General features: G+C 34.7%; 22 protein-coding genes and 1 other annotated feature. Of the genes, 8 read left to right on the forward strand and 14 right to left on the reverse strand.

All coding sequences use genetic code 11. The annotated features are described in order from the left end of the window. Window positions 1-2 precede the first annotated feature (2 nt). Both topA and cysB read left to right on the forward strand, forming a co-directional pair. Window positions 3-2,603, forward strand: a complete 2,601-nt coding sequence (gene topA, locus A9G11_RS10550) for a type I DNA topoisomerase (protein ID WP_065619572.1) — start codon at window positions 3-5, stop codon at window positions 2,601-2,603. Between the two features lie 173 nt (window positions 2,604-2,776). Next, complete coding sequence (cysB, locus tag A9G11_RS10555; protein WP_065619573.1) at window positions 2,777-3,748, forward strand: HTH-type transcriptional regulator CysB; 972 nt, start codon at window positions 2,777-2,779, stop codon at window positions 3,746-3,748. Window positions 3,749-3,789: 41 nt separating this feature from the next. On the opposite strand, the gene hisIE is transcribed toward cysB, so the two are convergent. From hisIE to A9G11_RS10600, 9 genes are all read right to left on the reverse strand, one after another. Beyond that, window positions 3,790-4,416, reverse strand: a complete 627-nt coding sequence (gene hisIE, locus A9G11_RS10560) for a bifunctional phosphoribosyl-AMP cyclohydrolase/phosphoribosyl-ATP diphosphatase HisIE (RefSeq protein WP_065619574.1) — start codon at window positions 4,414-4,416, stop codon at window positions 3,790-3,792. Beyond that, window positions 4,410-5,186, reverse strand: coding sequence for an imidazole glycerol phosphate synthase subunit HisF (hisF, locus tag A9G11_RS10565; RefSeq protein WP_065619575.1), 777 nt, complete (start codon window positions 5,184-5,186; stop codon window positions 4,410-4,412). Before hisF ends, hisIE begins: the two co-directional genes overlap by 7 nt. Further along, a complete protein-coding gene (hisA, locus tag A9G11_RS10570) occupies window positions 5,168-5,905 on the reverse strand; it encodes a 1-(5-phosphoribosyl)-5-[(5-phosphoribosylamino)methylideneamino]imidazole-4-carboxamide isomerase (RefSeq protein ID WP_065619598.1) in 738 nt (245 codons plus the stop codon). Before hisA ends, hisF begins: the two co-directional genes overlap by 19 nt. Before the next feature lie 17 nt (window positions 5,906-5,922). After that, the gene (gene hisH / locus A9G11_RS10575; RefSeq protein WP_065619576.1) at window positions 5,923-6,510 is read right to left on the reverse strand and encodes an imidazole glycerol phosphate synthase subunit HisH; all 588 of its coding nucleotides are present in this window, start codon (window positions 6,508-6,510) and stop codon (window positions 5,923-5,925) included. Further along, the gene (hisB, locus tag A9G11_RS10580) at window positions 6,510-7,577 is read right to left on the reverse strand and encodes a bifunctional histidinol-phosphatase/imidazoleglycerol-phosphate dehydratase HisB (RefSeq protein ID WP_065619577.1); all 1,068 of its coding nucleotides are present in this window, start codon (window positions 7,575-7,577) and stop codon (window positions 6,510-6,512) included. Before hisB ends, hisH begins: the two co-directional genes overlap by 1 nt. An 8-nt stretch (window positions 7,578-7,585) precedes the next feature. Continuing rightward, complete coding sequence (gene hisC / locus A9G11_RS10585) at window positions 7,586-8,644, reverse strand: histidinol-phosphate transaminase (protein ID WP_065619578.1); 1,059 nt, start codon at window positions 8,642-8,644, stop codon at window positions 7,586-7,588. 13 nt (window positions 8,645-8,657) lie between these two features. Then, window positions 8,658-9,956 carry a histidinol dehydrogenase gene (gene hisD, locus A9G11_RS10590; protein WP_065619579.1) on the reverse strand — a complete coding sequence of 433 codons (1,299 nt, stop codon included), beginning with the start codon at window positions 9,954-9,956 and terminating at the stop codon, window positions 8,658-8,660. Window positions 9,957-9,960: 4 nt separating this feature from the next. Next, window positions 9,961-10,860, reverse strand: a complete 900-nt coding sequence (gene hisG, locus A9G11_RS10595; RefSeq protein WP_065619580.1) for an ATP phosphoribosyltransferase — start codon at window positions 10,858-10,860, stop codon at window positions 9,961-9,963. A 38-nt stretch (window positions 10,861-10,898) separates the two neighbouring features. Continuing rightward, window positions 10,899-11,021: a sequence feature (His leader region), on the reverse strand. A 309-nt stretch (window positions 11,022-11,330) separates the two neighbouring features. Beyond that, window positions 11,331-11,723 (reverse strand): Lrp/AsnC family transcriptional regulator, encoded by a 393-nt coding sequence (locus A9G11_RS10600; RefSeq protein WP_065619581.1) that lies wholly within the window; start codon window positions 11,721-11,723, stop codon window positions 11,331-11,333. Between the two features lie 107 nt (window positions 11,724-11,830). Between A9G11_RS10600 and A9G11_RS10605 the strand changes: the two genes are divergently transcribed. After that, complete coding sequence (locus A9G11_RS10605; RefSeq protein WP_065619582.1) at window positions 11,831-12,394, forward strand: cysteine hydrolase family protein; 564 nt, start codon at window positions 11,831-11,833, stop codon at window positions 12,392-12,394. A gap of 240 nt (window positions 12,395-12,634) precedes the next feature. Here A9G11_RS10605 and A9G11_RS10610 read toward each other — a convergent pair whose 3' ends face one another. Then, window positions 12,635-13,030, reverse strand: coding sequence for a DoxX family protein (locus A9G11_RS10610; RefSeq protein ID WP_065619583.1), 396 nt, complete (start codon window positions 13,028-13,030; stop codon window positions 12,635-12,637). Between the two features lie 145 nt (window positions 13,031-13,175). Here A9G11_RS10610 and A9G11_RS10615 point away from each other — a divergent pair, with 145 nt between their 5' ends. Both A9G11_RS10615 and rarD read left to right on the forward strand, forming a co-directional pair. Beyond that, entirely contained in the window at window positions 13,176-14,084 is a 909-nt protein-coding gene (locus A9G11_RS10615) for a LysR family transcriptional regulator (RefSeq protein ID WP_065619584.1), read from the forward strand. 98 nt (window positions 14,085-14,182) lie between these two features. Next, entirely contained in the window at window positions 14,183-15,073 is an 891-nt protein-coding gene (gene rarD / locus A9G11_RS10620; RefSeq protein ID WP_065619599.1) for an EamA family transporter RarD, read from the forward strand. A gap of 289 nt (window positions 15,074-15,362) precedes the next feature. Here rarD and A9G11_RS10625 read toward each other — a convergent pair whose 3' ends face one another. Further along, complete coding sequence (locus tag A9G11_RS10625; protein WP_065619585.1) at window positions 15,363-16,148, reverse strand: IS3 family transposase; 786 nt, start codon at window positions 16,146-16,148, stop codon at window positions 15,363-15,365. Next, window positions 16,148-16,405 (reverse strand): transposase, encoded by a 258-nt coding sequence (locus tag A9G11_RS10630; protein ID WP_065619586.1) that lies wholly within the window; start codon window positions 16,403-16,405, stop codon window positions 16,148-16,150. The genes A9G11_RS10625 and A9G11_RS10630 overlap by 1 nt, the downstream gene beginning before the upstream one ends. 691 nt (window positions 16,406-17,096) lie before the next feature. Here A9G11_RS10630 and A9G11_RS10640 point away from each other — a divergent pair. Both A9G11_RS10640 and A9G11_RS10645 read left to right on the forward strand, forming a co-directional pair. Continuing rightward, window positions 17,097-17,384, forward strand: a complete 288-nt coding sequence (locus A9G11_RS10640) for a hypothetical protein (RefSeq protein WP_065619588.1) — start codon at window positions 17,097-17,099, stop codon at window positions 17,382-17,384. Window positions 17,385-17,482: 98 nt separating this feature from the next. Next, on the forward strand, window positions 17,483-18,097 hold the full coding sequence (locus A9G11_RS10645; RefSeq protein ID WP_065619589.1) for a hypothetical protein: 615 nt from the start codon (window positions 17,483-17,485) through the stop codon (window positions 18,095-18,097). Between the two features lie 402 nt (window positions 18,098-18,499). On the opposite strand, the gene A9G11_RS10650 is transcribed toward A9G11_RS10645, so the two are convergent. Continuing rightward, window positions 18,500-18,943: a selenium binding protein gene (locus A9G11_RS10650; RefSeq protein ID WP_065619590.1), complete on the reverse strand. Its 444-nt coding sequence runs from the start codon at window positions 18,941-18,943 to the stop codon at window positions 18,500-18,502. 349 nt (window positions 18,944-19,292) lie between these two features. Between A9G11_RS10650 and A9G11_RS10655 the strand changes: the two genes are divergently transcribed. Further along, entirely contained in the window at window positions 19,293-21,716 is a 2,424-nt protein-coding gene (locus tag A9G11_RS10655; RefSeq protein WP_065619591.1) for a tail fiber domain-containing protein, read from the forward strand. A gap of 85 nt (window positions 21,717-21,801) precedes the next feature. Here A9G11_RS10655 and A9G11_RS10660 read toward each other — a convergent pair. Next, window positions 21,802-22,219, reverse strand: a 418-nt coding sequence (locus tag A9G11_RS10660) for an IS30 family transposase (RefSeq protein ID WP_141674413.1), incomplete at its 5' end; no start/stop codon positions are given.

A 22,219-nucleotide genomic window follows, 5' to 3' on the forward strand; every position in this document is an offset into this window, starting at 1 on the left:
TTATGGGAAAATCCCTTGTTATTGTAGAATCACCAGCCAAAGCAAAAACAATTAATAAATATCTTGGCAAAGATTTCGTGGTTAAATCAAGTGTTGGTCATATTCGTGATCTTCCGGTGAGTGGAAGTAGCCAGCGCGCTGAGAAAACCAGCAAAGATAAAACAGAAAAGAAAGTAAAACGTTCCGAAAAACAGATCTTAGTTGACAGAATGAGTGTCGATCCTTACAACGGTTGGCAAGCTCATTATCAGATTTTACCCGGCAAAGAGCGTGTGGTGTCTGAGTTAAAAAAACTGGCGAAAGATGCTGATATGATCTACCTCGCAACCGACTTGGATAGAGAAGGAGAGGCCATTGCTTGGCATCTTAAAGATGTGATTGGTGGAGAGGATAGTAAATATCGTCGCGTGGTTTTTAATGAAATTACTAAAACCGCTATTAAAAATGCGTTTAATAAACCTTCAATGTTAGATATGGATCGCGTTAATGCTCAGCAAGCGCGACGATTTATGGATCGGGTTGTCGGCTTTATGTTATCGCCTTTATTATGGAAAAAAGTTGCTCGAGGGCTATCTGCTGGCCGAGTTCAATCCGTTGCCGTGCGCTTAGTTGTTGAACGTGAACGCGAAATTCATGCATTTATTCCGCAAGAGTATTGGGATCTTTATGCGGATTTGACTACTTCTAACAAAGAGTTATTAACGCTACAAGTTACTCACTATAAAGACGAAGCCTTTGAACCAAAAGATAAACTTGCTATTGATATTGCTTTAACTGAATTAAATAATAGCCAATATCAGGTTACAAATATAGAACAAAAACCGACTAAAAGTAATCCAACCGCACCATTTATTACTTCTACATTGCAACAAGCAGCAAGTACCCGTTTAGGTTTTGGTGTCAAAAAGACGATGATGTTAGCACAACGGCTCTATGAAGCAGGTTACATTACCTATATGCGTACCGACTCGACTAATTTAAGTCAAGATGCGCTGACCATGGTTCGCAACTATATTGGTAAAAATTTTGGTGATAAATATCTACCAAGTTCAGCAAATGTCTATACCAGTAAGAAAAATTCTCAAGAAGCGCATGAAGCCATTCGTCCTTCAGATGTAATGATCCTTGCTGAAAATCTCAGTGATGTTGAAGCTGATGCAGGGAAATTATATCAGTTAATTTGGCGACAATTTGTGGCTTGTCAAATGACCAGTGCCGAATATAACTCAACCACGATAACTGTTAAAGCGGGTGATTTTATCTTAAAGGCTAAAGGTCGTACCTTACGCTTTGATGGTTGGACAAAAGTTCAACCACAACTTAGCAAAAATAGTGAAGATAAAATGTTACCAGAGGTAGCGGTTAACGATAAATTAGCATTACAAAGTTTAAATCCAAATCAGCACTTTACTAAACCACCTGCTCGTTATAATGAAGCATCGTTAGTTAAAGAACTTGAAAAACGCGAAATTGGACGTCCTTCAACTTATGCAACAATTATCTCCACTATCCAAGATCGTGGTTATGTTCGTTTGGATAATCGTCGCTTTTATGCAGAAAAAATCGGGGAGATTGTAACAGACAGACTAAGTGAAAACTTTAATGATCTTATGAGTTATGATTTTACTGCTCGTATGGAACAAGCGCTTGATGAAATAGCCAATAAAAAACAGGAATGGCGTGAAGTATTAGACCAATTCTTTAGTGATTTTAGTGAACACCTTGATATTGCCGAACAAGATCCGGATAAAGGTGGAATGCAGCTGAATCCATTAGTCTTAACGCCAGAAATTAAATGTCCAAATTGTGGACGTGAAATGGGAATTAAAACCGCTGGAACAGGGGTTTTTCTTGCTTGTTCTGGTTATTCACTGCCACCCAAACAGCGTTGTAAACAGACAATAAACTTAATTCCTGAGCATGAGACTTTAAATATTTTAGAAGAAGCAGATACGGCCGAAACCGATGCATTGCGAGCGCGCAAACGTTGTCCAAAATGCCATACAGCAATGGATAGTTACTTACTTGATAATGAGCGTAAATTGCATATTTGTGGTAATAATCCAATTTGCGATGGTTTTATTGTTGAAAAAGGTAACTTCAAAGTAAAAAGCTATGAAGGTCCAGTTATTGAGTGCGAAAAATGTGGATCAGAGATGCATTTAAAATCAGGACGTTTTGGTTTATATATGGGCTGTACAAATCCCGATTGTAAAAATACTCGCAAAATCTTGAAAAATGGAGATGTCGCACCTCCAAAAGAGGATCCAGTTGATTTGCCAGAACTTAAATGCACCAAATCAGATGCGCATTTCGTATTACGTGACGGTGCTTCAGGCATCTTTTTAGCGGCTCATAATTTCCCAAAATCACGGGAAACCAGAGCGCCATTGATTGAAGAATTACAACGTTTTAAAGATCGCTTGCCAGAAAAGTTCTTATATTTAACTCAAGCGCCAAGTAAAGATCCTGAAGGTAATCAGGCCATAGTGCGTTTTAGTCGTAAAAGTAAACAACAATATGTTACATCCGAAGTCAATGGAAAATCGACAGGTTGGGTGATGCAGTATGTGGACGGAAAATGGATTAATGGTAAAAAATAGGTAATAAAAAAACCTGAAACATTTGGCAAGATGTTTCAGGTTAAGCCTACGTTTTAGTATAAAGACAGATTATCCTTATTTGTGTTAACGTCTAAAAGGAATGATTTTATGATAGCTTCCTTTTAAATGCAGACTTAAAGGAAGGACAGTATAGGATTGAAGAGGTCTTTGTCATGAAATTGCAACAGTTACGCTATATTGTTGAAGTCGTCAATAACGATCTCAATGTCTCGTTAGCGTCCGAGAAACTTTATACATCTCAACCCGGTATTAGTAAACAAATCAAATTACTGGAAGATGAGTTAGGCGTACAGATCTTTACTCGTGCAGGTAAACATTTATCTGAAGTAACGCCGGTAGGGCAGAAAATTGTTGCATTAGCCAGAGAAATTCTCAATAAATCACAAGATATTAAAATCATCGCCAAAGAGTTTAGTCAACCTAATCAAGGTTCATTAACTATTACCACGACTTATACTCAAGCACGTTATGCATTACCAGTTGTGATTCAACAATTTATGCAGCAATATCCCAATATTACCTTGCATATGGAACAAGGCTCTTCATCCCAATGCATTATACAAGCACAGTCTGGACAAGCTGATTTTGCTATTGTGACCGAACTTTCGCAGTTAAGTGATGAAATGATTGCACTACCTTGTTACCATTGGAACCAAGCTATCATTGTGATGAAAGATCATCCTTTGGCACAAAGCAGTTTAATTACCCTAGAGCAACTGGCAAAATACCCTCTTGTGAGTTACGATTTTTCTAATGACGGTTCAGATCTCAATCAAGCTTTTAACAGAGCTAATCAATCGCCCAACATTGTCTTTAGTACTACCGATGCTGAGCTGATCAAAACTTATGTAAAATTAGGAGTAGGTGTGGGTATTGTGGCTAAAATGGCGGTCAATGACAATGCGAATGATGATTTTGCGGTTCTCAATGCTGGTCACATCTTCCCTTATAGTACTACTTATGTTGTTTTTAAGCGTTCGTTGTTTTTACGCCGTTATATGTATGATTTTATTCGTCAGTTTTCACCTCACTTAAACCGACAAACTATCGATAAACTATTGTTATGTGAAACTAATATTGAAGTACAAGCCATGTTTAACGGGGTAAAATTACCTATTTGCTAAATAAAAGCGCGAAATACTTCGCACTTTTGATTTTTGTTAGATTATTTATGTCTGGCTTTTAAAATGCCAATGACATCTTTCAGTGAAAGATGCTGATCTTGTAAAAGTACTAACAAATGATAGATCAAATCTGCTGACTCATTTTTAAGTTCTTCTTGATCATGAACAGTTGCAGCTAAGGCTGTTTCAACACCTTCTTCGCCTACCTTTTGCGCGATGCGTTTAGTCCCATCTTGATAAAGTTTTGCCGTATAAGAAGATTTAGGATCAGCGTTTTTGCGTGAAGCTAGCAGTTGTTCTAATTCAAATAAAAATCCCCACTCACTTTTAGCCGAAGTGAAACAACTGTTTGAGCCGGTATGGCACGTAGGGCCAATAGGATCGACCAAAATCAGTAACGTATCATTATCACAATCAGCAGCAATATTTTTCACATTTAAATAATTGCCCGACGTTTCACCTTTAGTCCACAAACGTTGTTTGGTGCGTGAATAGAAAGTGACTTTACCACTATCGAGTGTCTGGTTAAGCGCTTCTTGATTCATATAACCGAGCATTAAAACATCACCAGAAACATAATGTTGAATAATTACCGGCATTAAATTATCGACTTTTTGCCAATCAAGTTGTTGTAGGTTTAATTTGGTATCTGAATTTGAAATTAACATAATCGAATCTCTACTCCATTTTTGGCTAAATACTGTTTAAGTTCACCAATATTGATTATCTGTTTATGAAAGACAGAAGCGGCTAATGCCCCGTCAACCTCAGCCTCGTTAAATGCGGCTAAAAAATGTTCCATACGTCCTGCTCCACCAGAGGCAATGAGCGGAACCTGACAAACGTTACGCACTTCTTGTAATTGGTTTATATCATAGCCATTACGCACGCCGTCTTGATTCATCATATTGAGTACAATTTCACCAGCCCCACGCTGTTGGACTTCTTGTACCCAATCAAGTGTATTCCATTTTGTAGCAATGGTGCGTTTTTCATCACCAGTAAATTGGTAAACATGATAGCTGTTTGTCTCACAGTCATACCACGTATCAATGCCAACAACAATACATTGCACCCCATAACGATCAGCAAGTTGAGTGATTAAATCGGGATTTGCTAAAGCCGGTGAATTAATAGAAATTTTATCTGCACCAAATGATAGGATCTGTCCAGCGTCCTCAATTGTTTTTATACCACCAGCAACACAAAAAGGGATATCGATCACTTCTGCGACTTTGCTTACCCAACTTTTATCAACCACACGACCATCCGATGAAGCAGTAATATCGTAAAATACTAGTTCATCAGCACCTTCTTGTGCGTATCTTTTCGCTAAGGGGACTATATCACCAATGATTTCGTGATTACGAAATTGTACCCCTTTTACTACTTGCCCATTACGGACATCTAAACAAGGGATTATCCTCTTTGCCAGCATGAGATCGCCTCCTGAACCGTAAATTTGCCTTCAAGTAATGCTCTACCGACTATCACACCAGCAACGCCACTTTTTTCAAGTACTTTAACATCATCTAATTGTCCGATTCCTCCAGATGCTTGAAACGCAATTTGTGGATATTTTCGACTTATTTCTTGATAGAGTTTAACATTTGACCCACTTAGCGTGCCGTCTTTAGAGATATCAGTACAAAGTACATGTTTCAAGCCATAAGGTAGATAATCCTCAATGACTTGCTCAAGTGTTTGTTTGGAATCTTCTTGCCAACCATGAATCGCAACATATTTATTTCCATTGGCATCAATGCGAACATCAAGCGCTAATACTAATACCTCCGCACCATATTTAGTAAACCATTGCTTAACTAATTCCGGTTGTTTGATAGCTGTTGAACCAATCACTACGCGAGCAGCACCCGCTGAAAGTAACGCGTTAACATCGGCTTCATTACGAATACCTCCGCCTATTTGTACAGGGACGTTAACACCGTTTATCAGTTTTTTTATTAACGAAATTTGTCTTGCTGAAGGATCTTTGGCACCGGTTAAATCGACCAAATGCAAAAGTTTGGCTCCTTGTTTTTCATAATCTTGTAGACGTAATAACGGATCGTTACCATAATCACGTTTTTGTTGATAATCACCTTGATGTAATCGCACAACAGTACCATCAATCAAATCAAGTGCAGGAATAATAATTGGATAAATTGCCATTGTTACATCTCCAAAAAGTTTTTTAGCAATTTTGCACCGGCTGATCCAGAACGCTCGGGATGAAACTGAACGCCGTAAAAGTTGTCTTTTTGCACGGCAGCAGTAAAGTTTTCGCCGTAACTGGTTTCTGCGATAGTTGCTGAGCATAGTGGTAATGCGTATCCATGTACAAAGTAAAAATAAGCACCATCTGGAATATCTCTAAACAGATGATGTCCGGCTTGAGGATAGACTTGATTCCATCCCATATGTGGTAATGGTAAATTGTAATCAGGAATGTTGATTACTGTTTCGTGAATAATACCCAAAGTATCGACATTTCCTTCGGTACTATGATCGGCTAATATTTGCATACCCAGACAAATACCCAAAACAGGTTGAGTACAAACTTTAATAAGTTCAATTAAATTACGCTCTTTTAACTTTTGCATAGCTGCACAGGCGGAACCAACACCGGGCAGAAACAATTTGTCAGAGCTAAGAACCGTGTCAGGATCGAGACTAATTATCGGTTGGTAACCTAATCTTTCAACTGCATATTTAACCGATGAAAGATTAGCACAACCGGTATCTAGGATGACGATATTCATTAAAGTACTCCTTTCGAGCTAGGCAACCGATCACTTTCAATTTTAATAGCTTGTTTCAATGTGCGTGCAAAAGCTTTAAATAAACTTTCAATTTTGTGATGATCATTATCACCTTGAGTTTCAATGTGTAACGTGATCCCCATAGCATAACTGATTGAATAGAAGAAATGCTCTACCATTTGCGTACTCATATCACCCACTTTTTGATGAGTAAACTGTGCTGAAAACTTAAGGTAAGGACGACCCGAAATATCTATTGCACATTTGGCTAAGCATTCATCCATAGGGATCACCGAGGCATAACGAGTAATACCTCGTTTATCACCTAAGGCTTTTTTCAACGCTTCACCTAAAGCTAAACCGGTATCTTCAATAGTATGATGATCATCAACATGTAAATCTCCCTCAACTTGGATATTGAGTTTAATTCCTCCATGGGTAGCTATTTGATCTAGCATATGATCGTAAAAGCCTATTCCGGTATTGATATTACTACCACCTTGACGATCTAACCAAACTTCAACTAAAATCTTCGTCTCTTTAGTATGACGTTCAACTTTGGCATAGCGATCAGCTGTTGTTAAACGTTGTGCAATCTCATCCCAATTGAGATTTTGCCGATCATAGCGTAACCCTTTAATTTGCATATTTTCTGCTAGTTGAATATCAGTAAGTCGATCACCAATGACATAACTATTCTCTTTATCCAGTTTACCACTTGTTAAATAAGGTAATACCAGTTTAATTTTTGGTTTTCGGCATTCACAGTTATCTGCAGGGAAATGTGGACATATAAGAACGTCTTCAAACTTGACACCTTGTGAAGTAAATATCTGCATCATTAAATTATGTGGACCATCAAAATCGGCTTGCGGATAGCTACTCGTACCAAGACCATCTTGGTTAGTCACCATAACTAACTTAAATCCTGATGATTGTAGTTTTAACAGCGCAGGGATCACATTAGGCTCAAAAGCAAGTTTATCAAAACGATCAACCTGAAAATCGATAGGGGGTTCAGTTATTAAAGTACCATCACGATCAATAAATAAATATTTCTGTAACATGATCACTCCTATTCAATCGCTTTTAGTGCTGAAATGACAGCTTCACACTCCGCTTGAGTGCCAATGGTAATGCGTATCATATTATTGGTACCTGTCGATTTACTCTGATCTCGCAAAATAATACCTTTATTCCATAACGAATTAAATACATCTTTACCGTCTTGAAATTTAACACATAAATAGTTAGATGCGCTAGGATAAACTTGTTCTACCACTGATAATTGTAAAAGTTCTTTAGTAAATTTCTCTTTCTGATTATTCATATTTACAACATGCAATTGCATATTTTTTATGCCTTCTTTACTTAATGCTTGGCCAGCAATGTCTGCAACGGGTACGGCTAATGGATAAGGTGCAATTACTTTTTGTAGTGCATCGATGATCGGTTTATTAGCAATGGTAAAACCACATCGTAAACCTGCTAAAGCAAATGCTTTGGATAGTGTACGTAAAATAACTAAGTGGGGATAATCAGCCAACCATGTAACTACACTTGATTGTGGTGAAAACTCAATATAAGCTTCGTCAATTACTACCAAAGCTCGATCTTTTGCGATTGCCAGTAAAGTTTTTAGATCTTCATGATTAATCAAATTACCAGTAGGATTATTAGGTGTACAAACATAGATAAGTTTGACCTGATCCAAATTGTTTTGAATCCCTTTAAGATCTAATTGCCAATCTTTGTTAGTAGGGACTTTTTTAGTATCAATTCCCAATGTTTCAGCACTAACTTGATACATACCATAGGTAGGAGGACAATATAAAATACTATCTTGTCCTGGCTCACAAAAAGCACGCATTAATAGTTCAATAGCTTCATCCGCACCACGACTTACAATAATTTGTTCAGGAGTCACACCAGCATATTCCGCATAACCTTTAATCACATTTTCTGGTTGAGGTTCAGGATAACGATTTAAGGTTTGTTGGCTTAATTCATAATGTGGAGCAATCGGGTATTCATTGGCGTTAAGCCATACATTACCTTTGCCACCAATACGACGAGCCGATTGGTAAGGTGTTAACTTTTGAACATTCTTTCTGACTAATTGATTAATATCCATTTTATTCACCTGATTATATCTGTTTTACGTTGAGTGCATCTAAGCGTAATGTCACCGCTTGTTTGTGTGCAGTAAGCTGCTCAGCTTGTGCCATTAATTCAACGGCATTACCAATTGCTTTTAAACCTTCTGGTGATAATTTTTGTACCGTCATTCGTTTTTGAAAATCGGCAAGTCCAAGACTTGAATAAGTCGCGGTATAACCATAAGTGGGTAAAACATGATTAGTACCTGAGGCGTAATCACCGGCTGATTCCGGTGACCAATCACCTAAAAAGATTGAACCAGCACTGGTAATTTTATTGACCAATTCATCCGCATTAGCTGTTTGAATAATCAAATGTTCTGGACCATAACGGTTACTGATAGTAACGCATTGTTGTAAATCTTGAGTGACAATTAAACGACTTTGTTGTAATGCTTTTTGTGCAATAGCTTGCCTTGAAAGTAGTGCTAATTGTTTATCGACCTCTTTTGATACTGCCTTTGCAATATTTTCATCTGGTGTTAATAAAACCACTTGCGAATCCGGACCATGTTCTGCTTGTGATAGCAAATCGGCAGCAATAAATACTGGATTAGCCGAACTATCGGCGATCACTAATACTTCTGAAGGGCCAGCAGGCATATCAATGGCTGCACCATCAAGCCGTTGACTGATTTGACGTTTGGCTTCAGTAACATAAGCATTTCCAGGACCAAAAATTTTATCTACTTTAGGGACAGATTGGGTACCAAAGGCCATTGCAGCAATAGCTTGTGCGCCACCGAGTTGATAAACCTCAGTTATTCCACAGAGTTCAGCTGCATAGAGAATTTCATCGGCTATTGGTGGAGGTGAACATAAAATCACTTTACGGCAAGCTGCAATTTTAGCTGGTATTGCAAGCATCAATACGGTTGATAATAAAGGAGCAGAGCCTCCGGGAATATAAAGACCAACTGAATCAATTGCTCTTGTGACAAGTTGACAATTAATACCAGGCATTGTCTCAACAGTAATAGTTGGTTTGACTTGGGCTTGATGAAATTTTTCAATATTTGCAACCGCCAATTGCATTGCCTGTTTGAGATCAGCATTAACACGACTAGTAGCCGCTTTAATCTCTTCTGCAGTAAGTTTGATTTGTTTGATTTGTACATGATCAAACTTATTACTTAATGTTTTTAATGCTTCATCACCTTGCTGTTTTACCTGCGTTAGAATATCTGTTACAGCTTGACTGATTGAATCTGATGCAGCAATAGCTGGGCGAGTTAAAAGATCTGCCTGTTGCTGTTTTGTGCATTGTTGCCAATATGAGAGTTGCATATTATTACTCCATCATTTTTTCAATAGGTAATACAAGAATTGAACTAGCTCCTAATTCTTTCAGTTTTTCCATTGTTTCCCAAAATAACGATTCTGAACTTACCATATGTAAAGCCACGCGGTTTTGTTCGCCGGTTAATGGGAGTATTGTTGGATTTTCAGCACCCGGTAATAATGCGACCACTTGATCTAATACTTTGGTTGGTGCGTGTAGCATAATGTATTTGGATTCACGAGCTTGAATAACACCTTGAATACGTGTCATTATTTTATCGATTAAGGCTTGTTTAATAGGAGACATTTCACCTTCACGTTGAATTAAACAAGCTTTTGATTCATATATAACCTCTATCTCTTCCAGTCCATTGGCCTCAAGTGTTGCACCACTTGAAACTAAATCACAAATGACATCAGCTAATCCAGCTCGAGGTGCAACTTCAACTGATCCATTTAATAAACAGGTTTTGAACGTCACATTATATTGTGCAAGGTAACGACGTAACAGGTGTGGGTAAGTGGTAGCAATACGCAGGTCATTTAAACAATCAGGACCGGTATATGCAAAATCACGAGGAGCCGCAATAGATAAACGACACCCACCAAAATCTAAACGACGTAATTTTTTATATTGTGGATTTTCACCTTCAGCTCGCCTATCAAGAACTTCTTCTTCTAATACATTTTCACCAACGATACCAATATCTACTACACCATCAATCACCAAACCAGGGATATCGTCATCGCGAACACGCAAAATGTCGATTGGCATATTTTCAGCAAAAGCAATTAAACGCTGTTCTTGAAGATTGATCTTAATACCACATTGTGCAAGTAGCTTTTTTGATTCATCACTCAAGCGACCTGATTTTTGCATTGCAATACGTAAACGTGAATTATCCAACATAATATTCTCCAACTTATTTAAAAAATTTATAAACCATAAACAAAAAACCCCCGGAAGTTTGACCTTCCGAGGGTTTTCTATTCGCTTTCGCGTCATCACCGGAAGATCATGTCTTCCAGCACCAATCGCCCGAAGACTATTCAGGATGATGGTGATGATGATGTTTAGTAACTAAACCGCAAAAACAATTCATTAAATAACGACCTTTGATTCAATTTTGAATTTAAACTGTGAACAAAATATAACAGAATTTGCTTGCTCGCAACTCTTTTTTTAATTTTTTGTAAAAAAAGATTAAATAATTTTTATATAAAATCAATGTGATCTGTTGCAAACCTGATTCTTTGATAACTTATTTACTAAAGGATGACAAAAAACATCAGCATAATCACGTTATATTTATAGAAAATAGATTGGTTGAAGTAAAGATTAATAATTAGATATGAATGAGCATAAAAATGCTCAAAATATCAAATAATCGCTTTTAATCGATGACAAACTTTATAACGACAATAGGATTCAATTTTTACTAAAAAATCGCTTAAATTTCGCTCTAAAAAGCAACTTTTTATAAAATAACAGCCATCACCTGTAATTTTATAAAACTCCATAATTTCACTAAAAGATTGAACTAACGCCTCAAATAATGCAAATTGGTTAGAATTCATATAGATAGTAATAAATTGTAAGCATTCCGTTTTATGTTTAATTGTAAACTTTTCAATAATATTATTGGTGTATAATTCTTGTACACGTTGTCCAACCGCTTGGCCTGATAAAAACACTTTTTCACCAATCTCTTTCCATGACTGTCGACTATTATTTTTAAGTTGCTCTAAAATGGCATGATTTTTTTTATCCATATTATTTCACCACGAAAGCGAACAAAGAAAAATGCTTTCAATTTACTATGTTAGGTTAGGCATGATTATCGCATAATTATTCCCTGAAATATAACCAAGGAATAATTATGAAACAAGCACTGATTATTATTGATGTACAAAATGATTATTTTCCAGATGGAAAATTTGCATTAGCTAATACCCCAGTTTCATTACAAAATACATTAAAATTACAATCCTATTTTAGATCCAAGCAATTACCTATTTTTTATATTCAACATATAAAAACAGATTTAAACGCTAATTTCTTTGCTAAAGGAACGCTTGGGGTTGAAATTCACAGTCAATTATTACCGATTCATCATCAGTATGAATATATTATTACAAAAGCATTTCCTAACAGTTTCTATCAAACAGATCTCCAGCAAGAATTACAAAAGGAAAAAATTGAGCAGCTAGTTATTTGTGGCATGATGAGTCATATGTGCATCGATTCAACTACTCGTCAGGCTTGTGAATTCAATTATCAACCTATATTAATTCATGACGCCTGTACTACTTGTGATCTTAAGTTTGAAGGCAAAATTATTCCCGCCCAAACAGTACATAACAGTTTTATGTCCGCCTTAATGAATTTTGCTCAGATTAAAAGTTGTTACGAGTTTATTCAATGCAAAACAAACATCGCATAAAAAATGCATAAGAAAAAGTTAATATATTTAACTAGTTGTTTTATATAATTAGAAGGTTACTGATGATTGTTTGCCATATTAAGTTTGATGTTATAATTATTATATATCGCTTTTGATTAACAGCTTATTTTTTTTGTAAAGAAGTTTCAGGAGAAGCATATGTTTAAGTATAAACCCTCTCCTGATATTGAAATTAAAACTTCAAATTTTACGGTTAATTTAACTAACTATTTACTTATATTATATTTTACCTCTAAAAACACTTAATCGCCCACTACCTAATAAGGTAAGACTTACGGCGGTCAAAGCCATAAAAGCAGGGTACTCCCAACCACCACCAGTATTACTAAATGACCAACCATTAACTGAATGAATAAAACTAATCACAACCATTTGTATAAATGCAAATAAACTAATAATCCGCGTTAAAATACCTAATAATAACAATGTGCCAGCACCAATTTCAAACACAATTGTTAAATAACCTACTACTCCAGGAAAACCAAGAGATTCAAAGAATTGTGCTGTACCTGCTGGTGTAAAAACTAATAGTTTAGTTAATCCATGAGCTAAAAACATAACCCCCAAAGCAATACGTAAAATAAGTGATGCTAAATCAGTTTGATATTGTTTCATTCTATTTTTCCTATAAGTTAACAAATAAATATTAATTAGTAGCTGTTAATAAAATAATAATAGTTCTTTTTTTATAGATAAATAGGTTATTATATGATTGATTGTCCTATAAAGTGGAATAATAACTATATTTGGTGAGTGATAAATGAATCGATCTAACAAATTATTAGAAATGACAATTTTTGTCGCCGTTGTTGATAGCAACAGTTTTGTTGAAGCTGCGGACAAGTTAAATATGTCTAAACAAGCTATTTCACGTTATATTCAAACGCTTGAAGATCGTTTACAAGTAAGGTTACTACAACGCACCACGCGGAAAATGATCGTTACAAACGAAGGTCAAACCTTTTATTGGCAAGCAAAAGCAATAATTAATGCAACTATAGAAGCTGAAAACACGTTGAGTTTAGATCAAGCAAGTCCACAAGGCATGTTACGTGTCAATGTCCCAGTAAGTTTTGGGATACTACATTTAGCGCCATTATGGCAAAAATTTCTTGATAAATATCCACAAATTGAATTAGATATAACGCTATCTGATCGTATAGTCAACTTACTTGAAGAAGGATATGACTTAGCTGTACGAATTGGAAACTTGGAAAACTCTTCATTGATCAGTCGTAAATTGACAACAACACGCATGATTATTGCAGCTTCACCAACTTATATCGACCAATATGGTATGCCTATGCATCCAAATGATTTAAAGCAACATAAAATTATTATGTATAGTCACTGGGCAAAGAAAGAGCAATGGAGTTTTAATAAAGATAATACTTTTCATTCAGTCAACTTAAAAGCCAGTGTTTATTGTAATAATGGTGACACTTGTAGACAAATCATGTTACAAGGTGGAGGCATCTCTACTCAACCAGATTTCATCATTGGTCAAGATATCCAGCAAGGTAAACTTGTCGAAGTTTTACCTAATTACAAAATTGAAAATTTCAATATCTATGCCGTTTACCCTAGCCGAAAATTACTACCATTACGTACTCGTTGCCTAATCGATTTTTTAGTGAGTGAATTACAAAATCAACAATGGGTTAAGTAGAATAACGATTAAAATCTTCAAACAATTTTAGTGATTTGCTTTTATTTATTAAAGTTATACAATCAAAAACTATTAATTTTTTCACTAATCTTACTAATATGTCAAAAAGCTATGCCTATATTTTAGCCATTACTGCCTATTTTATTTGGGGGTTAAGTCCAATTTATTTCAAAACGATTGAATCAGTTCCAGCTACTGAAATAATTGTACATCGCATAATTTGGTCAGCAATCTGTTGTACATTATTACTGTTTTTTATTAAACAAAAACAGTGGTGGAAACCATTAATTGCAAACCCTAAATATATCATTATCCTTTTTTGTACTGGATTTATGTTGTCAATGAATTGGCTTACTTATGTATGGGCAATAAATAACAACTATATGCTCGAAACTAGTCTTGGGTACTACATTAATCCATTATTATCAGTGTTATTAGGTACAGTGGTTTTAAAAGAAAAAATGCATAAATTACAATGGATAGCGGTAGGATTGGCAATAATTGGTGTAATGATCCAAATTATTTTAATGGGGCAATTACCGTGGATTTCGGTTTTTCTGGCTCTCACCTTTGCTTTATATGGATTAATTCGAAAAATAGTTCCAACAAATGTGTTACCTGGTATGATGGTAGAAACTTGGACACTTGTACCTGTAACACTTGGTTGGTTACTATTTCATCCAAATGCTGTCTCATTATCAACAACATTTTGGCATAGTGATCTGATTTTATTATGTATGCTTGCAGGACCAATAACCCTTATACCATTAATTTTATTTAATGTGGCAGCAAAACATCTACCATATTCCTCAATTGGTTTTTTACAATATTTATCACCAACCCTAGTCTTTTTATTGGCGGTATTTTATTTTCATGAAAAATTTGGTATTGAAAAACTATTCACATTTGCCTTTATTTGGCTGGCACTGATATTATTTAGCCTGGACACTTACCTGATCCGTCGTGGTGGTAAATTTGTTGCACAATAATTTTTAAATCAATATGTATAATTTAATGATTACTTATCATTTATATTTTTTGATTTTAAGTTTATTTGGCATTATACATGGTGTTGTCATTAATATGAGTTAAGAATATAACAAAATTTAATGAGTGGCTAACGTAATAAGATAATTACTGTTATGTTTGATTTTATTGTTTATTATAGAAATATTTGCTTCCCTTTAAACATCTTCAATTTTTAAATACCCTAAATTTAGTACACAATTCAGATAAGAAGTTATTCTGGATGTTATTGTATGTTATATATAATCTGCATCATATATTTAATACCTCATGGGGTCTTTCGGTATTATAAATGGTTAACCACTCCTCAGTTATTTTCCTTACTTGTTTCAGGTTGTTAAAAAGATATAAATCCAATACTTCTGTTCGATAAGTACGATTAAATCGTTCAATATAGCCATTTTGATAAGGACACCCCGGATTGATGTAATCTATAGTTATGCCGTGTGCGTCAGCCCAATTATTGAATACGTTTCCGGTAAATTCTGGTCCATTATCTACTCTTACTTTTAATGGATAACCATAATACTCAGCCAGTTTATCGAGATAACGGGTCACTCTTCTGGCTGGTAAACACACTGCTATATCTATACCTAATGACTCTCGGTTAAAGTCATCAATGACATTGAAAGTTCTAAATCTACGTTGATTTTGACTGCTGTCACTCATAAAATCCATTGACCAACATATACCTTGTTTATCGGCAACGGATAACTTTTCCGGACTTCGTAGTGGAATACGTTTTTTCCGCTTTATCCTGATATTCAGTTTTAATTCACAATTAACCCGATACACTCGTTTATGATTCCATTTATAACCAAGCTTTTTGATGCGGTTAAAACATTTAGGTAAACTCCAACGTAAATGTTGGTCGGTAATCATATTGAGTATTGAAATAATCATTGAAACATCCTGTAACTTAGGTTGATAATAATAAGCACAGCGACTTAAGCCAACAATTGCACAACTCAGGGCTATAGTAAGGTATTTAGTGGTTTGTAATTCCTTTGCCCATGCCTTACGAGCCTCAGTTTGCACTACAGCTTTTTTATGATTTCTTCCTGCAACTGTGATTTTAAACTCAATTCGGCAAACATTTGTTTAAGTTTACGATTTTCTGCTTCTAATTCCTTTAATCGCTTGATATCCGAAGTTTCCATACCGCCGTATTTTTCTCGCCATTTATAAAAAGTTGAGTTACCTATGGTATATTTTCGGCAAAGCTCTTTAACCGGAATACCGGCTTCAGCTTCTTTAAAAATAGATACAATTTGGTGTTCAGTCATTTTTTTCATATACAAATCCTCTTTTGCTTTTATCATAGAGAATTTTCTACTTGTTTGCTGTACTATTTTAGGGGATATTTACACTATTAATCTTAAGTTTTGTTCGAGTCAAGGAGAGTTTTGCCTTTTTGGTACAAGTGAAAATTCATTTCCTGACCAGAGAAGGGAGTATTGGCAATCAGTTAATAATGAATATTATATAGCTTCAAAAAAGGATATTGAAAAATGTAATCAAGAAACAGAGAATGCAAGAATTGTTCTTATTAATATCTTTAGCCAGTTATGTTCTGATGAGCATATCTCTCCAGAATATTTACCTGATGTAATTTCGTTTCGACACAATTATCTTGAAAATGATTATTTTGGTAAAAACACTAAAATATTGACAGGCACAACTGAACAGATTTTAATCAAATTTTTAGCTGGTAACGACAATAACAAATTTCCTAGTGTTGATAGATTAAATAAGGCGTGCGCTCTTTATATTCCAAAAGATGGCATATTATATGATTATGGGATAGGTCCTAGTATCGGATTGTATACAAATTATTATTTTGAACAATGTATGTTTAAAAATAACTTTAAACGTATCGTTCCTAAAACAACAAAAAGAAGTTGCAGGGGAATTGGTTGGTAACTAATATATATTAACTATAAGGTTACAGTAGATAGTTGGGGTTTTTACTATGTAAATGGACTTATGAAGAAGCTAATTTTATTCTTATTTATTCTTTTGCCATTATTTTCGGATGCTAGGGTAAGGTCTCTCCCTCCTAATTTTCATGCTTTATATTCTAAAGGTAGTACGGATCCCCATGTAGCGCGCATATTAGGGTATATTTTTTGGCCGGTGGTTATTATATTGGCTTTTCTTATCATTGTTGGTGCTATAATAGACACTAAAGAATTTATGGCAAAACAAGAGAAATTAAAGCAAGAAGAACAGTTGGCTTCGCCCAATAAAAGTAAAAGAAAAAAGGAAAATTGAAACCGACAAAAGTCGGTTTTTATAAAAGTTAAAATCCTTCCTTTAAAATTGAATATATATTATTCTGTAAATCCTTGTTAGAAATGAGGAATATATTGATGCATAAATTCTTAAAATCATTGTTTCTTATTGTGTTTACCTTATTCATTGTATCGTGCACGTACGAAGATTTTGTAACAATACAGATAGATGAAAAACGGGTTAAATTTTTAGCAAAGAGTCATTTTTATTTTGAGCCTGAAGGCAATCAACCAAAAGCCAGAATTACTGTTATTAAAGTCGGATCTGATGACTTTAATGCTCGAGGTTTGGTTATATATGATGAAAACAATAAATATGATTCAGGAAATTTAGTTCCTTACCGATTTGGTGATAGCAGTGTGGTTCCTGAAATTTCAGATATTCATGGAGTATCTGTTCCAGATGACTATCTAAAACCAATAAACCAAATCAATATTGTGCCGGGAAAGCCATTTATTTTTGATGTGTCTGTGACTAGATATAACGAAATAAACAACGCAATTTGTAAGTGGGATAATACAAAATTATTTTTTGTACCTAAAAGAGATAATGATTATTTGTTATCTATTGGTATTAAACCTTTGCAAGAAAAAAAGTACCTTTGCATATTGAGACTACAAGAATGGGATAAGAAGGCAAAAGAATATAAAAACACGCCTTTTATGCTGTATCCAGAAAAACAGCAAATGTAATATGATATTTCAAACCGCTCTCGAAGCGGTTTTTTTATACCTAAATTTTGAGTATTCACTCAACACCAAACCGGTAGCAATGTTAGGCACTAACATCTTTAAATCATAGTTAGTATACGGTACGCTACCACTATTTCAAGCGCTTCAACATGAAGGCATCATGAAGATTAAACGTATACCTATAAAAGACCTTATCAATATCAATTGGTTCGTTGTCATTTATCTATTGATCCTAACATCACTTGGATCATTGACTAGCCATAGTTACCACCAAAAGCAATGACATTCGATGGTAGTCTGCGATACAACGAGCATTTATTAAATGTCATTGAAAAATGCAACAGTGATAAAAGAGCGATAAATAGTGAGAAATGAAAATTTACAATCCATTTTTATAGAGTCTTAATATCCCCTGATATCATGGAGTAAATTAGATAATTTTTGATTTTCGCTAATAAAATTTAATAAAAATTCTTTAGTAATAATTTCTTGATGTCCATCTATATATTTGGTTGCTAATATTTGGGCATGAATATCATCACTAACTCCTTTGGGAGCTGTGATCTGAAAACTATGAATTATTCTATTTCTGGTTAAGACAATTTCTCCAAAAAGATCCGCAATTTTTTTGCCTTTTTCCTTTTGAATGGTATTTTTGATTGGTCCCTTAAGATTACCAGATGTTGAATCTATTAAGTCATGCCAGGAATATGTATTTTTACTATCTAATCTTAATATATTTTCAATAACAAAAGAGTTATTGGAATTAAAGACACATAGAGCAGTTCCTAATAATTCTCTATATTGCTTGGATGGAACGCATTGGTTAGTATAATCTTCGTACATTTTATTGAACTCTTGATACTTTTAAATTTACTTAATCAAACTGCTTAACTATATTTACTTATACTAACTTAGCAGTTTAACACAAGTTTATAATCAAAAAAATTTCATTCGCTTGAAACCTAATTTATTTTTTAATTAATCACAATTATCCCTTACTTGTAAAACCGATATCTACAAGTTGAATGAATTTAAATCAATTTTCAATCAATCATAATACCAACACACAGCAATTATCATGATAAACGTATATAACAATCCTCGATGGCGCAATTGAATAAAATTTGTCAATAATAACGTTTGGCAGGAATACTACAGAGTTTATGTGCAATAATTTTAGGAGTCACAACCAATGGCATTAACTAACCAAAACATATCATATGAATATATAGCTGATGGGAATACTAATGTTTTCCCGTTTTCATGTCGAGTTATTCTTGCATCCGATCTATCTGTTTTTATTAATGGTGATCAGGTTACTAATTTTATAATTACGGGATTAGATAATGATAATGGAGGTAATGTAGTTTTTGAAAGCATACCTGTAATTTGTTCTAGAATCCTTATTATCTGTGAGATTCCGTTAGAACGGAGAACTGATAATCAAACTAAATCTGTTAGCCGGAATTTTGACCATATTTGCATGGGACTGCACGATGATAGTTCAATAAAATCAAATTTAGCGAATACAAATGATGAAAAGTTGGGTTCAGCTTGGCTTGGCGTTAAACAGCCTTTTAAGGGGGCTATTGCTAGGACACAACATGATAAAAATAAAGAGAGAGTGAGTGTTTTTGATTTTATGACAACCGACGAGATTGCAGATAGTCAGTGCATTGATCCTGTTTTAGATTTAACAAAACCGATTAAAATTGCATTAAATTGCGGTGCAAAACGTATTCATATACCTGCGGGACGATATCGTATTTCTGAAATGATAGAAATTCCGACAGGTGTTTTTGTAGAAGGTGATGGTGTCGATTATTGGGATACGTACCGCCCGGCACCAGATCGTTTATTAAAGTCATGGACAAATGGAACTCATCTAATTTTCATTGGAACTGGAATTAAAAATCAATCAGCATTAAATCTTAACAATGTACATACCCCAAAGGAGGTGGGTGGAATTAGTTATCCTTTTACTGAGTTTACTAATAATGATTCAGTGAAAGGGAATAGTGCAACGGCTAAATTGTTTTCAGTTGCAGTAAAGATCACAAATAGTTCACAACTCAGTAATTTACGCATCATGATTAATTGCGACGGGATTAGCGGTTATAATAATGAATCAAATTTAAGTCTGGGCGATGAGTGGGATGTGGGTTTATGGGTTTATGATAGCTCAACAACTATTATTGAAAATGTACAAGTAGTTGGATATTGGAGAATTGCTGGTACGCTATTAACCGAAAACGATGGTACGTATAACATACGAGGGAATCCAGAATCCACAATATTTAACAATGGATTAACCCAAGGGATGCGAGGTTTATTAATTAGGAATATGCCCGAATATACCGTGAATAACATTGACACAGTTAATAATACAATAACAATTGAATATAATCCCTCATTCACATTAACAGCAACTAATCAATTTAAGCTCATCGGGAGTGGAAAAACATACACATTTACAGGGTATTACGTTAACAATGATAATACGCTAATTACATTCCAAAATGTAACACCAAAATTACCACCGTCTGCATTAGTTATGCGTCCAGCTAATATTGGTAATAATTTCTCGGGAACAGTATTTAACGATTATAAAGCTGTTTCGTTGGATCATCATAGTAAAAATAGTTCAGATAATCTAGGACAAGGACAGGCCGGCGCTTTAGAAATCACAGGTTATCCGATGCGGAATTTAAAATTTATAAATTTTAAAGCGCAAACAACTTACGATAAACTAAATTCATTATTTGGTGATATGCGAGATGCTAAATTTATTTCATGTGAACATGAAAACGGAGCAATGATTGCATATAACATGTCTGAAAGCTGTGGTTATACTGGAAATATACGTTATATTAATAGCGATCTACAAGATTCTTGTGATTTATCTGCATTCAATCCACGAGATTGTTTTATTGATTACAAACAAATGCCAACACGCATAACCGATGGCACATTCATTATAAAAAATTGGAGGGCTAAAAATTTAGACATTCAATATGCGAACGGCGTTACAGGTGTATCATTAAAAGATTCTGACAAAAATTTGCAATTAAAAAATGGAAACAATCAGACTGTATTGTATAGCGCGGGGTCAAGCAATGCATTAAATATTTACGGTGATAACATTAATTTTAAAAATAGTTTTAATGAAACAATGTTAACAATTTTTAGTAAATCAAAAAATATATATACGCAAGGTCATATTATACCGTCAGATGACAATTTAAACTCTCTGGGCTCAAATTCAAAATGCTGGAAAAATATTTTTACGGGGAGTGGTGTAATTCAAACATCTGATGCAAGATTTAAACAGCAAATTGAATCATTCTCTAATGTTGAAAAACGTGTAGCCATAAAACTAAAAAGTATCATTAAAAAATTTAAATATAATGATTCAGTCAAAAAAAAGTCAGAGAACGCCAGAATACATATCGGAGTACTAGCGCAGGAAGTTCAGGACGTTTTTAATAGCGAAGGGCTAGACGCGTTTGAATACGGTATAATATGTTATGACGAATGGAAGGAACAAGATAAAATAAAAAATACATACGGAATTAGATACGATGAATTGACAATGTTCATATTGGCAGCGTTGTAACGGTATTTGTTTCAATTTTATTACATATTAAGGTATGTTTTAGTATAAGTCTTGGCCTGAATTCAACATCTAAGTGCGAATCGAGTTAGTAAAAGGCTTGATAAGGTATTTTATACTTGAGCCTTTTTCTTGGACGATGATTAAGTCGATTTTCAACCGCTTTAATCTCTTCATCACTGATGCTATCAAATACCATTCTCTTTGGAAAGTATTGTCTGATTAATCCATTTAAATTCTCATTACTTCCTCTTTCCCATGAGCTATATGGATGAGCAAAATAGTATTGGCAATCTAAGGCTTTTGCTATCGCTTTATGCTCCGCAAATTCCAGACCATTATCAGAGGTTATCGTCTTAACTCTATGTTTTATATTTGTTAATAAACTAATTATTGCCTTCTTTACCTCTTCTGCTGTTTTTCGCTCAACTTTTTTTATTAAGGCTAATCCTGTTTTACGTTCAACTATTGTGACTAATGCCTGCTTTCGATTACCACCTATAATC

Source organism: Gilliamella sp. wkB108 (assembly GCF_001690195.1).
Lineage (GTDB): Bacteria > Pseudomonadota > Gammaproteobacteria > Enterobacterales > Orbaceae > Gilliamella > Gilliamella apicola_L.

What these genes read in the sequence shown, in the direction of transcription:
- A9G11_RS10650 (WP_065619590.1), bottom strand. Translation starts at nt 18,943, where the DNA reads ATGTACGAAGATTATACTAACCAATGCGTTCCATCCAAGCAATATAGA.
- hisD (WP_065619579.1), bottom strand. Translation starts at nt 9,956, where the DNA reads ATGCAACTCTCATATTGGCAACAATGCACAAAACAGCAACAGGCAGAT.
- hisB (WP_065619577.1), bottom strand. Translation starts at nt 7,577, where the DNA reads ATGTTACAGAAATATTTATTTATTGATCGTGATGGTACTTTAATAACT.
- topA (WP_065619572.1), top strand. Translation starts at nt 3, where the DNA reads ATGGGAAAATCCCTTGTTATTGTAGAATCACCAGCCAAAGCAAAAACA.
- A9G11_RS10645 (WP_065619589.1), top strand. Translation starts at nt 17,483, where the DNA reads ATGCATAAATTCTTAAAATCATTGTTTCTTATTGTGTTTACCTTATTC.
- A9G11_RS10605 (WP_065619582.1), top strand. Translation starts at nt 11,831, where the DNA reads ATGAAACAAGCACTGATTATTATTGATGTACAAAATGATTATTTTCCA.
- cysB (WP_065619573.1), top strand. Translation starts at nt 2,777, where the DNA reads ATGAAATTGCAACAGTTACGCTATATTGTTGAAGTCGTCAATAACGAT.
- A9G11_RS10655 (WP_065619591.1), top strand. Translation starts at nt 19,293, where the DNA reads ATGGCATTAACTAACCAAAACATATCATATGAATATATAGCTGATGGG.
- A9G11_RS10610 (WP_065619583.1), bottom strand. Translation starts at nt 13,030, where the DNA reads ATGAAACAATATCAAACTGATTTAGCATCACTTATTTTACGTATTGCT.
- hisH (WP_065619576.1), bottom strand. Translation starts at nt 6,510, where the DNA reads ATGAATATCGTCATCCTAGATACCGGTTGTGCTAATCTTTCATCGGTT.
- hisF (WP_065619575.1), bottom strand. Translation starts at nt 5,186, where the DNA reads ATGCTGGCAAAGAGGATAATCCCTTGTTTAGATGTCCGTAATGGGCAA.
- hisIE (WP_065619574.1), bottom strand. Translation starts at nt 4,416, where the DNA reads ATGTTAATTTCAAATTCAGATACCAAATTAAACCTACAACAACTTGAT.
- rarD (WP_065619599.1), top strand. Translation starts at nt 14,183, where the DNA reads ATGTCAAAAAGCTATGCCTATATTTTAGCCATTACTGCCTATTTTATT.
- A9G11_RS10615 (WP_065619584.1), top strand. Translation starts at nt 13,176, where the DNA reads ATGAATCGATCTAACAAATTATTAGAAATGACAATTTTTGTCGCCGTT.
- A9G11_RS10640 (WP_065619588.1), top strand. Translation starts at nt 17,097, where the DNA reads ATGAAGAAGCTAATTTTATTCTTATTTATTCTTTTGCCATTATTTTCG.
- A9G11_RS10600 (WP_065619581.1), bottom strand. Translation starts at nt 11,723, where the DNA reads ATGGATAAAAAAAATCATGCCATTTTAGAGCAACTTAAAAATAATAGT.
- hisC (WP_065619578.1), bottom strand. Translation starts at nt 8,644, where the DNA reads ATGGATATTAATCAATTAGTCAGAAAGAATGTTCAAAAGTTAACACCT.
- hisG (WP_065619580.1), bottom strand. Translation starts at nt 10,860, where the DNA reads ATGTTGGATAATTCACGTTTACGTATTGCAATGCAAAAATCAGGTCGC.
- A9G11_RS10630 (WP_065619586.1), bottom strand. Translation starts at nt 16,405, where the DNA reads ATGAAAAAAATGACTGAACACCAAATTGTATCTATTTTTAAAGAAGCT.